12 protein-coding genes and 2 tRNA genes are annotated in these 14,568 nt (G+C 56.7%); 2 read left to right on the top strand and 12 right to left on the bottom strand.

What is annotated here, in order from left to right:
- Positions 1-10: 10 nt before the first annotated feature.
- Positions 11-2,593 (bottom strand): leucine--tRNA ligase, encoded by a 2,583-nt coding sequence (leuS, locus tag HFD97_RS01310; RefSeq protein ID WP_150029405.1) that lies wholly within the window; start codon positions 2,591-2,593, stop codon positions 11-13.
- Positions 2,594-2,816: 223 nt separating this feature from the next.
- On the opposite strand from leuS, the gene HFD97_RS01315 reads away from it, so the two are divergent.
- The gene (locus tag HFD97_RS01315; RefSeq protein WP_046101412.1) at positions 2,817-3,299 is read left to right on the top strand and encodes a zinc ribbon-containing protein; all 483 of its coding nucleotides are present in this window, start codon (positions 2,817-2,819) and stop codon (positions 3,297-3,299) included.
- A 57-nt stretch (positions 3,300-3,356) separates the two neighbouring features.
- Here HFD97_RS01315 and HFD97_RS01320 read toward each other — a convergent pair whose 3' ends face one another.
- The 9 genes from HFD97_RS01320 to miaB form a co-directional block, all read right to left on the bottom strand.
- Entirely contained in the window at positions 3,357-4,082 is a 726-nt protein-coding gene (locus tag HFD97_RS01320) for an amino acid ABC transporter ATP-binding protein (protein WP_009091487.1), read from the bottom strand.
- On the bottom strand, positions 4,083-4,760 hold the full coding sequence (gene gltK / locus HFD97_RS01325; RefSeq protein ID WP_009091486.1) for a glutamate/aspartate ABC transporter permease GltK: 678 nt from the start codon (positions 4,758-4,760) through the stop codon (positions 4,083-4,085).
- Positions 4,760-5,500 (bottom strand): amino acid ABC transporter permease, encoded by a 741-nt coding sequence (locus HFD97_RS01330; protein ID WP_009091484.1) that lies wholly within the window; start codon positions 5,498-5,500, stop codon positions 4,760-4,762. The genes gltK and HFD97_RS01330 overlap by 1 nt, the downstream gene beginning before the upstream one ends.
- A 280-nt stretch (positions 5,501-5,780) precedes the next feature.
- Entirely contained in the window at positions 5,781-6,677 is an 897-nt protein-coding gene (locus tag HFD97_RS01335) for an amino acid ABC transporter substrate-binding protein (RefSeq protein ID WP_167431130.1), read from the bottom strand.
- A gap of 603 nt (positions 6,678-7,280) precedes the next feature.
- A complete protein-coding gene (gene lnt / locus HFD97_RS01340) occupies positions 7,281-8,804 on the bottom strand; it encodes an apolipoprotein N-acyltransferase (protein WP_167431129.1) in 1,524 nt (507 codons plus the stop codon).
- Between the two features lie 4 nt (positions 8,805-8,808).
- Complete coding sequence (corC, locus tag HFD97_RS01345) at positions 8,809-9,690, bottom strand: CNNM family magnesium/cobalt transport protein CorC (RefSeq protein WP_009091478.1); 882 nt, start codon at positions 9,688-9,690, stop codon at positions 8,809-8,811.
- Between the two features lie 82 nt (positions 9,691-9,772).
- Complete coding sequence (gene ybeY, locus HFD97_RS01350) at positions 9,773-10,246, bottom strand: rRNA maturation RNase YbeY (protein ID WP_058956316.1); 474 nt, start codon at positions 10,244-10,246, stop codon at positions 9,773-9,775.
- The gene (locus tag HFD97_RS01355) at positions 10,243-11,304 is read right to left on the bottom strand and encodes a PhoH family protein (RefSeq protein WP_009091474.1); all 1,062 of its coding nucleotides are present in this window, start codon (positions 11,302-11,304) and stop codon (positions 10,243-10,245) included. Before HFD97_RS01355 ends, ybeY begins: the two co-directional genes overlap by 4 nt.
- A 209-nt stretch (positions 11,305-11,513) precedes the next feature.
- On the bottom strand, positions 11,514-12,938 hold the full coding sequence (gene miaB, locus HFD97_RS01360; protein ID WP_009091472.1) for a tRNA (N6-isopentenyl adenosine(37)-C2)-methylthiotransferase MiaB: 1,425 nt from the start codon (positions 12,936-12,938) through the stop codon (positions 11,514-11,516).
- Positions 12,939-13,110: 172 nt separating this feature from the next.
- Between miaB and ubiF the strand changes: the two genes are divergently transcribed.
- Positions 13,111-14,283 (top strand): 3-demethoxyubiquinol 3-hydroxylase, encoded by a 1,173-nt coding sequence (gene ubiF, locus HFD97_RS01365; protein WP_046101415.1) that lies wholly within the window; start codon positions 13,111-13,113, stop codon positions 14,281-14,283.
- Positions 14,284-14,380: 97 nt separating this feature from the next.
- On the opposite strand, the gene HFD97_RS01370 is transcribed toward ubiF, so the two are convergent.
- A tRNA-Gln gene (locus tag HFD97_RS01370) sits at positions 14,381-14,455 on the bottom strand.
- Positions 14,456-14,484: 29 nt separating this feature from the next.
- Positions 14,485-14,559 (bottom strand) — tRNA-Gln (locus HFD97_RS01375).
- Positions 14,560-14,568: the final 9 nt, after the last annotated feature.

Genomic DNA, 14,568 nt, shown 5'->3' on the forward strand with positions numbered 1-14,568 from the left:
CCTCCTGAACTTAACCTACGACCAGGTTAAGCAGTTTGCCCGGTACATAAATGACTTTACGGATAGTCACACCGTCCAGGTATTTCGCCACCAGATGCTCCTGGGCAGCGCGTGCCTGAACCTGTTCCTGTGTTGCATCGGCGGCGACGGTGATCTTGCCACGTACTTTGCCGTTGACCTGCACCACAACCAGCAGTGAATCTTCAACCATAGCGGCTTCATCCGCAACCGGCCAGGTCGCTTCATCAATGGAGCCTTCGCCACCCAGCGTCTGCCACAGAACGTAGCTGGCGTGCGGGGTAAACGGATAGAGCAGACGAACGACCGCCAGCAGCGCTTCCTGCATCAGGGCGCGATCCTGCTCGCTTTCCTGCGGCGCGCGGGCCAGTTTATTCATCAGCTCCATAATCGCCGCGATAGCGGTGTTGAAGGTCTGACGGCGGCCAATATCATCGGCTACTTTGGCGATGGTTTTGTGCAGGTCGCGACGCAGCGATTTCTGCTCATCGTTCAGGCTCTCCACGTCCAGTGCCACGGTCGCACCCAGCTGGGTGTGCTCGTAGACCAGTTTCCAGACACGCTTCAGGAAGCGGTTTGCGCCTTCAACGCCAGACTCCTGCCACTCCAGCGTCATATCCGCCGGTGAGGCAAACATCATAAACAGACGCACGGTATCCGCGCCGTAACGCTCAACCATCAGCTGTGGGTCGATGCCGTTGTTTTTCGACTTCGACATTTTGCTCATGCCCGCGTAGATCACCTCGCGACCCTGCTTATCCACGGCCTTCACGATGCGGCCTTTCTCGTCACGCTCAACCTCAACGTCAACCGGTGAAACCCAGTTGCGTTCGCCGTTGTCGCCGAGGTAGTAGAAGGCATCAGCCAGCACCATACCCTGGCACAGCAGGCGTTTGGCCGGCTCGCTGGAGTTCACCAGGCCCGCATCACGCAGCAGCTTGTGGAAGAAGCGGAAATACATCAGGTGCATGATGGCGTGCTCGATACCGCCGACATACTGATCGACCGGCAGCCAGTAGTTCGCTGCAGCCGGGTCCAGCATACCCTCTTTGTAGTCGGCACAGGTGTAACGTGCGTAGTACCAGGAGGACTCCATGAAGGTGTCAAAGGTATCGGTTTCGCGCAGCGCAGGCTGGCCGTTTACCGTGGTTTTTGCCCACTCCGGATCCGCTTTGATCGGGCTGGTAATGCCATCCATCACCACATCTTCCGGCAGGATCACCGGCAGCTGATCTTCTGGTGCAGGCATTACGGTGCCATCTTCCAGCGTGACCATCGGGATAGGCGCACCCCAGTAGCGCTGACGGGAAACGCCCCAGTCGCGCAGACGGTAGTTCACTTTACGCACGCCCACGCCTTTGGCCGCCAGGGTATCTGCGATGGCGTTAAAACCGGCCGCATGATCCAGACTGTTAAATTCGCCAGAGTTGAACAGGGCGCCTTTGTCGGTCATCGCCGCCGCGCTGACGTCAGGAATGCTGCCATCCAGGTTAAGGACAACCGGCTTAATGGGCAGGTCATATTTAGTGGCAAACTCCCAGTCGCGCTGGTCGTGCGCCGGAACCGCCATCACGGCACCCGTGCCATATTCCATCAGAACGAAGTTAGCGACCCAGACAGGCAGGTGTTCGCCGGTCAGCGGGTGGACAACCGAGAGGCCGGTCGCCATGCCTTTCTTCTCCATGGTCGCCATATCGGCTTCAGCCACTTTGGTGTTGCGGCATTCAGCGATAAAGTCGGCCAGCGCCGGATTGTTCACCGACGCCTGGGTCGCCAGCGGATGGCCTGCAGCCACGGCCACATAGGTGGCGCCGATAAAGGTATCCGGGCGGGTGGTGTAGACAGTGACTTTCTCTTCGCTGTCAGCCACGTCGAAGGTGATTTCAACGCCTTCTGAGCGACCAATCCAGTTACGCTGCATGGTTTTGACCTGCTCAGGCCACTCGTCCAGCGTATCCAGGTCGTTCAGCAGCTCTTCCGCATAATCGGTGATTTTAATGAACCACTGCGGGATCTCTTTGCGCTCAACTCTGGTGTCACAGCGCCAGCAGCAGCCGTCGATCACCTGCTCGTTAGCCAGTACGGTCTGATCGTTCGGGCACCAGTTCACCGCCGAGGTTTTTTTGTAGACCAGGCCTTTTTCATACAGTTTGGTGAAGAACCACTGTTCCCAGCGGTAGTACTCAGGCTGGCAGGTCGCCAGTTCACGGCTCCAGTCATAGCCAAAGCCCAGCAGTTTAAGCTGGTTCTTCATGTAGGCGATGTTGTCGTAGGTCCACGGGGCCGGCGCGGTGTTGTTCTTCACCGCCGCGCCTTCTGCAGGCAGGCCGAAAGCATCCCAGCCAATCGGCTGGAGTACGTTTTTGCCGAGCATACGCTGATAACGCGCGATTACGTCGCCGATGGTGTAGTTACGAACGTGGCCCATGTGCAGGCGCCCAGAAGGATAGGGCAACATTGAAAGGCAGTAATATTTCTCTTTACCTTCCTGCTCAGTCACTTTAAACGTTTCGTTTTCATCCCAGTGTTGCTGCACACGGGATTCAATCTCTTCCGGGCGGTATTGCTCTTGCATGGCTGCCTGTGGTCCTTTGTGAATAACATTTTTCTGGCTTTAAGATCCGCATAGCATACCCATAAGGCCGCATATCAACAACACTTCCCACTTTTGCTGGCGCGATTTCTGCCGAAAGCGTCAGAACCTTCACCCTTTTGTAATTCCCTGTACAGACGACACGGCAAAAGCAACATTGCGACTAAACTTAATTCAGCGAGAGTCTGCATAAAAGGAGAACAAAATGAATAAAGTGGCTCAGGAATATCGCGAGTCGTTAGCCGTACTGACCGACCGTCTGCGTCAGGGCGATCGTAACCCGGATGCGCTGATTGACGGACGGCGAAGCCAGCTGCTGGCGCGCAACGATATGACGGAAGAGGAGATTGATCAGGTACTGCGCGCGGTCCGACGCGATCTGGAAGAGTTTGCGCGCAGCTATAGCGACGTCGAAGAACCGGTCGCGGACTCGCTCTTTATGCGCATTATCCGTGAGAGCGTCTGGAAAGAGCTGGCAGATATTACCGATAAGAGTCAGCTGGAGTGGCGCGAGGTCTTCCAGGATCTGCATCATCATGGGGTCTATCAGAGCGGGGAAGTGGTGGGGCTGGGGAATCTGGTGTGTGAAAAGTGCCAGTTTACCCGGGCAATCTACACGCCTGAAACGCTGTCACGTTGTCCGGAGTGCGGCCACGATCAGTTTCAGCGTCAGCCTTTTGAACCCTGATAGCGTCATCGCATGCGTGAGGCGGGCCACCGGTGGTGACCCGCATAATGGCCGGGGTTAGTGCAGGATTTTGGCGAGGAAATCTTTGGCGCGGTCAGACTGCGGATTATTAAAGAAGTCATCTTTATTGGTGTCTTCGATAATTTTCCCTTCATCCATAAAGATGACGCGATTGGCTACCTTGCGGGCAAAGCCCATCTCATGGGTTACCACCATCATTGTCATCCCCTCCTGGGCCAGTTCGACCATGACATCCAGCACCTCATTGATCATTTCCGGGTCCAGTGCGGAGGTCGGCTCATCAAACAGCATCGCGATGGGGTCCATGCAGAGTGCCCGCGCAATCGCCACGCGCTGCTGCTGGCCCCCGGAAAGCTGACCGGGAAACTTCTCAGCATGCGCGGCCAGACCCACTCGCTTCAGCAGTTTTAGCCCCTTCTCCCGCGCGGCCGCTTTGTCGCGCTTCAGCACTTTCACCTGCGCCAGCACCAGATTGTTGATAATGCTCAGGTGAGGGAAGAGTTCGAAGTGCTGAAACACCATGCCAACCTGACTGCGAAGCTGCGCCAGGTTGGTTTTTTTGTTGTTCACCTCGGTGCCATTCACCGCAATCACACCCTGCTGGATCGGCTCAAGTCCGTTAACCGTTTTGATCAGCGTCGATTTACCGGAGCCGGACGGCCCGCACACCACCACCACTTCACCGGTTTTGACCTCGGTTGAGCAGTCGGTCAGCACCTGAAAGTGACCATACCACTTAGAAACATTTTTCAGGCTAATCATTTAAACCGTCCTTTTTCTTTTCAGATAGCTGACCAACAGCGATGCACTCAGGCTGATCACGAAGTAGACCAGACCGGCAAACAGAACCATCTCCACCTGGGTCCCGTCGCGCTCACCAATGGTGGACGCGGTGCGGAAGAAGTCCGCCAGGCTTAAGACATAGACCAGTGAGGTATCCTGGAACAGCACGATACCCTGGGTCAGTAACAGCGGAACCATGGCGCGAAACGCCTGCGGCAGGATGATCAGTCTCATCGACTGCCACGGCGTCATGCCGAGCGCCAGCGCGGCGTTACCCTGGCCGCGTGAGATACTGATGATGCCGGCGCGAATAATTTCAGAGTAGTAAGCCGCTTCAAACAGCGAGAAAGCGACCATGGCTGAAATCAGCCGGATATCGGTTTTGGGCGACAGGCCCAGCACCTGCTGCAGAAAACTCGGCACCACCAGATAGAACCAGAGCAGCACCATCACCAGCGGCACGGAGCGGAACAGGTTGACATAAATTTTGGCGAACCAGCTGATCGGCTTAAAGCTCGACAGACGCATTACCGCCAGCAGCGTGCCCCACAGAATCCCGAAGACCACGGCGGTCAGGGTGATTTTAAACGTAATCACCAGGCCATTGAGCAGATAGGGCAGGCTGGGAGCAATGGAACTCCAGTCAAACTCGTACATTACTTGCCTCCCGCATTGCCTGGCAGCCGGACCTTGCGCTCGACCAGACTCATCAACAACATAATCACCAGGTTAATCGCGACGTAGGCGAGCGTAATGGCGGTAAAGGACTCATAGGCGTGGGCCGAATAGTCGAGCAGTTTGCCCGCCTGTGCGGCCATATCGACCAGACCAATGGTGGAGGCGATAGCTGAGTTCTTAACCAGGTTCAGCATTTCCGACGTCATCGGCGGGACAATCACGCGATACGCATTCGGCAGGAGCACATAGCGGTAGGTCTGCGGCAGGGTTAATCCCATCGCCAGACCTGCATTCTTCTGCCCGGTCGGCAGTGACTGAATGGCAGCACGGACCTGCTCGCAGACGCGGGCCGCGGTAAAGAGGCCAAGACAGATCATGGAGGAGAGGAAAAACTGAATGTTGGGATCCAGCTCCGACTTGAACCACATGCCGAGCTTCTCGCCCACCAGTTCAGGCGCGACCAGATACCAGAAGAAGAACTGGACGATCAGCGGGATGTTACGAAACAGTTCGACATAGCAGGTGCCAATGGTGGCCAGCAGGCGATTAGGCACGGTGCGCAGAATGCCGAAAAATGAACCCACGAAGAAGGCAATAATCCAGGCGCAGCAGGAGACGGCAATCGTCACCTGAAAACCGGACCACAGCCAGCCAAGGTAGGTCGTGTTACCGAACGGGGCCTGTTCGAGAAAGATGCCCCAGTTCCAATCGATACCCATAACGAGCTCCGGAAAAAAAGGGTAGCGAAGCTACCCTGAAGATTGATGAACGGCGTTTTATCTTCTGACGCAGGGGAACGACCCGTGTCAGTCTGTCTGTCCATGCCGCGGTTTCAGCAATCGAGAGGGCAGCCGGGCCGCCCTTGTTATACCCGCCGTCTTTCAGGCTGCAATGTTGCTGGCTGCGTTGATTCACGCGAATCACTTACCTGCGTAAGCGCATCGGGATTCACTCTCTGGCCACCGTAATGCAACCTGAAATCCATTGGGTATTTTGTTGTTAATTCAGTGCTTTATCGTTCGGCGCCTTGAACAGTGCTTTCATGTCTTCAGACAGTTCAAAGTTCATGTTCAGGTTCTTAGGCGGAATCGGCTGTTTAAACCAGGTGTCGAACCATTTTTCAGCCTGACCGGAGGTCTGGGCTTTAGCGATGGTTTCATCCACCAGGGCTTTGAACTGTGGATCATCTTTACGCAGCATGCAGCCATAGGCCTCTTTGGACTGCGGCGTGCCTATGATTTCCCAGTTGTCCGGTTTTTTCGCTTTTGCGCGTTCGCCAGCCAGCAGCGCGTCATCCATCATAAAGGCCACGGCACGACCGGTTTCCAGGGTGCGGAAAGAGTCGCCGTGATCTTTTGCGCTGATGATGCGCATATCCATTTTCTGCTCGTCATTGAGTTTATGCAGCAGCACTTCAGAGGTGGTGCCGGAGGTCACAACGACGGTTTTGCCTTTCAGGTCAGCGAAATCTTTGATTGGGCCACCTTTCTTCACCAGCAGACGGGTGCCGATGACAAAAATGGTGTCAGAGAAGGCTGCCTGTTTCTGGCGCTCAAGGTTATTGGTGGTCGAGCCACACTCATAATCGTAGGTGCCGTTCTGCAACAGCGGAATACGGTTCTGAGAGGTGATAGGGATCATCTTGACCTGCAGATCCGGCTTGTTCAGTTTTGCTTTGATGGCGTCCACGATGGCGTTGGAATAGGCCTGTGAATAGCCCACCACTTTTTGCTGGTTGTCATAATAAGAAAAGGGAACTGATGATTCGCGATGCCCGACCACAATAACGCCATTGTCATTGATCTTTTTCAGGGTGCCGCTGAGATCTTCCGCCTGGGCCGCTCCCGCCGCTGCGCTGATCAGCAGAAGAGATAATGCCACTTTGCGTAGTTGCATGTTCCAACTCCTTCGTATGAAAAAGGCACAGGCTATAACCTGCGCTGATTATGATGTTGTGTCTGTTTTTTGCTGCGTCCGGGCTCTTTCTGCGCTGAAAACGAGCGCAGAAGAGTCACTAACATAGCGGATTGTTAACGCAATGAAACAAAAAAGTTTCTGTTTTGCGAGGTGATACGCACCAAAAAAAGGCAAATATCCCGCGCTGCGCGGTAACGGTGCAGCGGTGCGGATGGTTTTGGTGCAACCGGCTCGCTGTCAGCGCCTGCAATCAGCCTGTTTGTGAAAAACACTGAAATAATTAGCAATCATCGTGCCAGAAAGCGGTTCAGAGCGATAAAGGCAGCAGAGTATGCGGTCAGGAGAGTGAGTTATATCGGGGATAAAAAAATAAAAAACGAAGCCTCAGAATGCTGACACACCCGAAGCCGGATGAATCTGGCAGTAAAGCGTCAGATGAAAGCACAGGGAACAGGGGCTGAAGCGGAAAGTGACCCGCGCCATGGACGACGCGGGTCGGGGGTGTCAGAGAGGGCGGTTTTTGCCTGACCGTGTTCCCTGCGCTGGCTGAATCTCACCGCTGGCCTTGCGGCATCCAGGCGGTTATCGACGGCGACGCAGCAGGGCAATCACCGCAGCCAGCAGCGTCAGAGACCACACCGGCCAGACGCCCGCCTTCGCGTAGGGCGTTTCCCCCTGGGTCGGGGTGACTTTGCTGGTCAGGACATCGCGGGTGAACTGCGGCAGAATTGACGCCACATCGCCTTTCGCATCCACCACGGCCGTGACGCCATTGTTAGTGCTGCGCAACAGCGGACGACCCAGTTCCAGCGCCCGCATCCGCGCCATCTGGAAATGCTGCCACGGGCCGATCGAGTGACCAAACCAGGCATCATTAGAAACGGTCAGCAGGAAGTTCGTATCGGGATGGAAGTTGGCCCGCACCTGCTCACCCAGCACGATCTCATAACAGATCGCCGTGGTAAGGTGATATCCCGCCACGCTGAGCTGCGGCTGGAGATAGTTGCCCCGGCTGAACGCGGACATCGGTAAATCGAAGAACGGAGCCAGCGGACGCAGCAGATCGGCCAGCGGCACAAATTCACCAAACGGCACCAGATGATTTTTCTGGTAGCGGTTGCCACTGAAGTAGTTGTACGGCGCTTTGCCGCCCAGCACGATGACCGTGTTGTAGTCGTGATAGCGGTTCTGCTCCAGCCGGGAGTCAACAATACCGGTGACCAGCGAACTGCCGCGCTGACGCAGCTCATCATCCAGTGAACGCAGGAAGGGCTGCTGGTTGCTTTCCAGATCGGTTATCGCTGACTCCGGCCAGATAATGATCGGCGCTTTGCCCATCAGCGGCTGACTGAGGCCGGTGTAAATGCGCAGCGTGTTAAGCAGCTGCTGCGGGTCCCACTTCATGGATTGCGGAATGTTGCCCTGAACCAGCGCCACCTCGACGGTGCGTTCGGGCATCGGCTCAACCCACTGGAGGTAGCGCAACGGCCACGGCAGCGCCAGCAGCAGCAGCGCGGCGATCAGACTTCTGACATTGCGCTGCTGCAGGGCATAAGCCAGCAGCCCGGCGATAACCATGAGCAGGAAGGTCAGGGTTTCAACGCCCGCCAGCGGTGCCAGACCCTTCAGCGGTCCGTCGATCTGGCTGTAACCAAACTGCAGCCACGGAAAGCCGGTCAGCACCCAGCCGCGCAGAAACTCGGTGATCTGCCACAGCGCCGGGGCGGCCAGCACCAGCCGCCACAGTGAAGTGCGAGGCCACAGGCGGTTCAGCACACCGGCAAACAGGGCTGGATAGAGCGCCAGATAGGCGGCGAGCAGCGCCACAATAAACACGTTTACCGGGCCGGGCATACCGCCAAAGGTGGCGATGCTGACGTAAACCCAGTTGACGCCGCTGCCAAACAGGCCCAGCCCCCAGACAAAGCCGATGGCGCTGGCCTGCGGAGTGGAACGGTTAAGGGTCAGCAGCTGTAAACCGCACAGTGACAGCAGTGCGGCGGGCCAGAAATCGTAGGGGGAGAAGGCGAGGGTGCCAGACGCACCCGTTATTAAAGCCAGCAGCAGGCGAACCCGCTGACGCGGGTAAAGTGAGGCGAAAGCCATAGACTTATTCGTCTTCCAGTTGAGGTTGTGGTGCGTTTTCCGGAATAGTCACATGAACCTGGATGATGCGTCGGCTGTCCGCCATCGCCACCTTGAACTGGTAACCTTCAATCTCGATGCTTTCACCACGTGCAGGCAGATGGCCGAAGCCCTGCATCACCAGGCCCCCGATGGTGTCGACTTCATCATCACTGAACTGCGTGCCAAACACCTCATTGAAATCTTCAATGGCGGTCAGCGCGCGCACCGTGAAGGTGTGGCGGTTGAGCTGACGGATATCACGATCTTCTTCGTCGTCATACTCATCTTCAATCTCACCGACGATCAGTTCCAGGATATCTTCAATGGTCACCAGGCCGGAGACGCCGCCAAACTCATCAATCACGATCGCCATGTGGTAACGCTGGGAGCGAAACTCTTTCAGCATCCGATCCACACGCTTACTTTCCGGCACCACCACCGCAGGACGCAGCACTTTTTCAATGCTGAAAGGTTCGGATTCGCTGCTCATAAACGGCAGTAAATCTTTCGCCATCAGGATACCTTCCACATGATCTTTATCTTCGCTGATCACCGGGAAGCGGGAGTGCGCGGAGTCGATGATGACATCCAGACACTCTTCAAGGCTCTGATTCCGTTTCAGGGTGATCATCTGCGAGCGCGGGATCATGATGTCACGCACGCGCTGCTCCGCAATATCCAGAACCCCTTCGAGCATGTCGCGGGTGTCCTGGTCAATCAGCTCTTTGTTGTTCGAGTCGCGGATCAGCTCCAGTAGCTCATCACGGTTTTTGGGTTCGCCGTGAAAAAGCTGGTTGATTAACAGGGAGAAAAATCCCTTTTTACTACTGGGTGCATCGCTGTTTTGAGAATGGTCGTCGCTCATGGCGGTTTTTAAAGATCTCTCTGGTGAGGAATGGGGGCTGTCAGCCACATGCACTGACAGCCGGATAGCCTGAATGCGGGACTCAGGCGTCTTCTTTCTCCGAAATGTACGGATCAGGATACCCAAGAGCAAGCATTATCTCGGTCTCCAGCCCTTCCATTTCATCGGCTTCATCGTCATCAATATGGTCATATCCCAGCAGATGCAGCGTGCCGTGCACGACCATGTGGGCCCAGTGCGCCTCCACGCTTTTACCCTGTTCAGCCGCTTCCTGCTCAACCACCTGACGGCAGATAATGAGATCGCCCAGCAGCGGCAGCTCAATACCCGGCGGGGCTTCAAACGGGAAGGAGAGCACGTTAGTCGGCTTGTCTTTACCGCGATAAGTCAGATTAAGCTCATGACTTTCGGCTTCGTCAACCAGACGGACGGTGACTTCGCTGTCGGGCTGAAAAGGGGCAACCGCCGCCGAGAGCCAGCGATGAAACTGGCTTTCATCCGGCAACCCTGCGCTGTTTTCACAGGCGACCTGCAGGTCGAGAATCACCTCGCTCATTTGCTCTCCTGGGTTGCGCTCTGCGCCGCCAGTGCTTCACGTTTGCGCTCTTCAGCCTGCTGGTCACGCCGGGTCTGATCGGCCGCTTCCCAGGCTTCATAGGCGGTGACAATGCGGGCCACGACAGGATGGCGAACCACATCCTCGCTGTGGAAGAAGTTGAAGCTAATCTCCTCCACATCAGAGAGCACCTCAATGGCGTGACGCAGGCCGGACTTAACGTGGCGCGGCAGGTCAATCTGGGTCACGTCACCAGTAATGACCGCTTTGGAGTTGAAGCCGATACGCGTCAGGAACATTTTCATCTGTTCGATGGTGGTGTTCTGGCTCTCATCAAGAATGATAAACGCATCGTTCAGGGTACGACCACGCATGTAGGCCAGCGGGGCCACTTCAATGACGTTGCGCTCCATCAGCTTTTCAACCCGCTCGAAACCGAGCATTTCAAACAGCGCATCGTAGAGCGGACGCAGATAGGGGTCGACTTTCTGGCTCAGATCGCCGGGCAGGAAGCCCAGTTTTTCACCCGCTTCTACCGCCGGACGGGTCAGCATGATGCGACGGATCTCCTGACGCTCCAGCGCGTCCACCGCGGCGGCCACGGCCAGATAGGTTTTACCGGTACCGGCCGGGCCGATACCAAAGGTGATATCGTGGTCGAGGACATTTGCGATGTACTGCGCCTGGTTCGGCGTGCGCGGTTTGATAACGCCACGTTTGGTCTTGATGTTGACCGCTTTACCGTACTCCGGCACGCTGTCGGCGGTTTGCTCCAGCACCCGGCTCTCTTTGATGGCGAGATGAATCTGGTCCGGCTCGATATCCGGAATGTCGCCGCGCACGGGCGCCGTATCCACATAGAGCGTTTTCAGGATATCGGCGGCGGCATTGACGCACAGCGGGCGTCCAACCAGCTTAAAGACGTTGTCGCGACGATTGATCTCAATACCCAGTCGGCGCTCAAGCTGTTTCACATTGTCATCGAACGGCCCGCACAGGCTCATCAGACGACGGTTATCAGCCGGTTCAAGGGCGATTTCACGAGTTTCGATATTCAAACGAATCCTTTGGGTCACTCAGGGCCAGTTATGGGGTGTGTCTGACGCACCGTTGAGCTTAACCGGATGCACCATAACGAAATTATTTATGCCGTAACGCCTGGGCGCAAGCTTAAGGAGAGATATTTGGGCAACAGCTTCAGAAAGCAAGTGTCGCAATGTGAAACGGGCGGCAGCGCGAAGCGCGCTGCCGCACAATAAAGCCGGTATCACGGCTGGAAGAGACCCACGCCGATGTCATTCTCTTTGCGGGTGCGGGCAATCACAGACGCCGGGCTCTGTGCCATGCGCAGGCCCATCTCATCTTCGGTGCGCACCAGCCTGCCGCGCAGGGAGTTGGTGTAGACATCGACAATTTCAACATCCACAAACCGGCCGATCATCTCAGGTGAGCCTTCAAAGTTGACCACGCGGTTATTTTCGGTGCGGCCAGAGACTTCCATGACGTTCTTGCGGGAGATGCCTTCAACCAGAATACGCTGCACGGTGCCCAGCATGCGGCGACTGATCGCCTGCGCCTGCTGGTTGATGCGATCCTGCAGGATCCACAGACGCTGCTTCTTCTCCTCCTCGCTGACATCATCCGGCAGGTCAGCGGCGGGTGTGCCGGGACGGGCTGAGTAGACAAAGCTGAAGCTGACATCGAAATTCACGTCGGCGATGAGCTTCATGGTCTGCTCGAAATCCTGCTGGGTTTCACCCGGGAAACCGATGATGAAGTCAGAGCTGATCTCAATATCGGGACGCGCCGCGCGCAGCTTGCGGATAATCGCTTTATATTCCAGTGCCGTGTGAGCGCGTTTCATCAGCGTGAGAATGCGGTCTGCGCCGCTCTGCACCGGCAGATGGAGGAAGCTCACCAGCTCCGGCGTATCACGGTAGACATCGATGATGTCATCCGTGAACTCAATCGGGTGGCTGGTGGTGAAGCGGATGCGGTCAATACCGTCGATGGCGGCGACCAGGCGCAGCAGCTCAGCGAAGGTACAGGTGTCGCCATCAAAGGAAGCACCGCGCCAGGCGTTGACGTTCTGACCCAGCAGGTTTACTTCGCGCACGCCCTGCGCCGCCAGCTGAGCAATCTCCAGCAGAATGTCGTCACACGGACGGCTCACTTCCTCACCACGGGTGTAAGGCACCACGCAGAACGTACAATATTTGTTGCAGCCTTCCATGATGGAGACAAAGGCTGTCGGACCTTCTGCGCGGGGTTCCGGCAGGCGGTCAAACTTTTCGATTTCCGGGAAGCTGATGTCTACCACCGGGCTTTTACTGCCGCGCACGGTGTTGATCATTTCCGGCAGGCGGTGCAGGGTCTGCGGGCCAAATACGATGTCCACGCAGGGCGCTCGCTGACGAATATGATCTCCTTCCTGTGACGCCACACAGCCGCCCACGCCAATGATCACATCCGGGTTACGCTCTTTCAGCTTTCTCCAGCGCCCCAGCTGGTGGAAAACCTTCTCCTGCGCTTTTTCGCGGATAGAGCAGGTGTTAAGCAGCAGAACATCCGCTTCTTCAGCGACCTCGGTCAGCGTATAGCCGTGCGTACTGTTCAGCAGATCAGACATCTTCGATGAATCATACTCATTCATCTGACATCCCCAGGTTTTGATATGCAGTTTTTTTGTCATCGCGCTAGCCATTGATTCAGTGCAGTGAAGTGCGGGGCGCGTATTGTAATGCTTTGATGCGGTTGTGACCAGCCTGCGGGCTTTTCTGTCAGCTATCCGGTTTTCCGGTACACTTTGCTGTATTCAGACCCGTGTTGCGCAGGCGGACGGCAATAAGAGAAGGATAGAAGCAATGCAGGATAATCAGTTTGATGTGGTGATTGTCGGGGGAGGCATGGTGGGTGCTGCGCTGGCCTGTGGACTGACGCAGCAGCGTTTCCGCGTGGCGGTCATTGAACGCGCCGAGCCCGCCCCCTTTGATGCCGACAGCGATCCCGATCTGCGCATTTCAGCGATCGGTTCCTCCTCGGTGGCGTTACTGAAGCAGCTTAGCGTCTGGCCGCGGGTGGAAGCGATGCGAAGCGCCCCTTATCGCAGGCTGGAAACCTGGGAGTGGCAGACGGCGCAGGTGAGTTTCGATGCCGCCTCGCTGGGATTGCCGGAGCTGGGCTTCATGGTCGAGAACAGCGTTCTTCAGCGCGCGTTGTGGGAAGAGATGCAGTCGCGGGATGTGACCTGCTACTGCCCGGCCACGCTGGAAAATCTGCAGCCGGAAAACGGCGGCTGGCGCGTCGACCTGAGCGATGGCGTGACGCTGCATACCCGGCTGGTAATCGGCGCCGATGGGGCCAATTCGCAGGTGCGGCAGATGGCCGGCATCGGGATTCATGGCTGGAGCTATGCGCAGTCCTGTTTACTGATCAGCGTGACCTGTGAACATCCGGCAGGCGATGCCACCTGGCAGCACTTCACTCCTCAGGGGCCACGCGCCTTTTTGCCGCTGTATGACAACCGGGCCTCGCTGGTCTGGTATGACGCACCGGCAAGAGTCCGTCAGCTTCAGGCGATGCCGATGGCCCAGCTGGAAAAAGAGATTGCCAGTCACTTCCCGGCGCGGCTGGGACGTTTTAAAGCCCACGCGGCGGGCAGTTTCCCGCTGGTGCGCCGTCACGCTTCGCAGTATGTGCTGCCGGGGCTGGCGCTGGTTGGCGATGCGGCGCACACCATCAATCCGCTGGCCGGGCAGGGCGTCAATCTGGGCTATCGCGATATTGATGCGTTGATTGATGTGCTGGTCAGCGCGCGCGATGCGGCGGAAGAGTGGGCCTCTGAGCGGGTGCTGCAGCGTTATCACCGCAAGCGCCGCCGCGACAACATGCTGATGCAGGGGGGGATGGATCTCTTCTACTTCGCCTTCAGCAATCAGCTGGCTCCGCTGCGGTTTGCACGAAATCTCGGCCTGATCGCCGCCGAACATTCCGGGGTACTGAAGCGGCAGGTGCTGCGCTACGCGCTGGGATTGTAACAGACAGGCGGTCTGGCTCGCCGCAGGGTGGGTCAGCCGTCAGAAAGGCAGACGACAAAAACAACAAAGCCCGCAAAAGCGGGCCTGTTGTGCAATTTGGCTGGGGTGCAGGGATTCGAACCCCGGAATGCTGGTATCAGAAACCAGTGCCTTACCGCTTGGCGACACCCCAATAATGGTGTTTTTCAAATTGTCTTTGTATGGCTGGGGTGCAGGGATTCGAACCCCGGAATGCTGGTATCAGAAACCAGTGCCTTACCGCTTGGCGACACCCCAATTATATGG

It is taken from the genome of Pantoea sp. EKM103V, assembly GCF_011800365.1.
Lineage (GTDB): Bacteria > Pseudomonadota > Gammaproteobacteria > Enterobacterales > Enterobacteriaceae > Pantoea > Pantoea anthophila.

Coding starts and splice junctions, on each gene's coding strand:
- HFD97_RS01335 (WP_167431130.1), bottom strand. CDS start 6,677: ATGCAACTACGCAAAGTGGCATTATCTCTTCTGCTGATCAGCGCAGCG.
- lnt (WP_167431129.1), bottom strand. CDS start 8,804: ATGGCTTTCGCCTCACTTTACCCGCGTCAGCGGGTTCGCCTGCTGCTG.
- leuS (WP_150029405.1), bottom strand. CDS start 2,593: ATGCAAGAGCAATACCGCCCGGAAGAGATTGAATCCCGTGTGCAGCAA.
- miaB (WP_009091472.1), bottom strand. CDS start 12,938: ATGACAAAAAAACTGCATATCAAAACCTGGGGATGTCAGATGAATGAG.
- HFD97_RS01315 (WP_046101412.1), top strand. CDS start 2,817: ATGAATAAAGTGGCTCAGGAATATCGCGAGTCGTTAGCCGTACTGACC.
- ubiF (WP_046101415.1), top strand. CDS start 13,111: ATGCAGGATAATCAGTTTGATGTGGTGATTGTCGGGGGAGGCATGGTG.
- gltK (WP_009091486.1), bottom strand. CDS start 4,760: ATGTACGAGTTTGACTGGAGTTCCATTGCTCCCAGCCTGCCCTATCTG.
- ybeY (WP_058956316.1), bottom strand. CDS start 10,246: ATGAGCGAGGTGATTCTCGACCTGCAGGTCGCCTGTGAAAACAGCGCA.
- HFD97_RS01320 (WP_009091487.1), bottom strand. CDS start 4,082: ATGATTAGCCTGAAAAATGTTTCTAAGTGGTATGGTCACTTTCAGGTG.
- corC (WP_009091478.1), bottom strand. CDS start 9,690: ATGAGCGACGACCATTCTCAAAACAGCGATGCACCCAGTAGTAAAAAG.
- HFD97_RS01330 (WP_009091484.1), bottom strand. CDS start 5,500: ATGGGTATCGATTGGAACTGGGGCATCTTTCTCGAACAGGCCCCGTTC.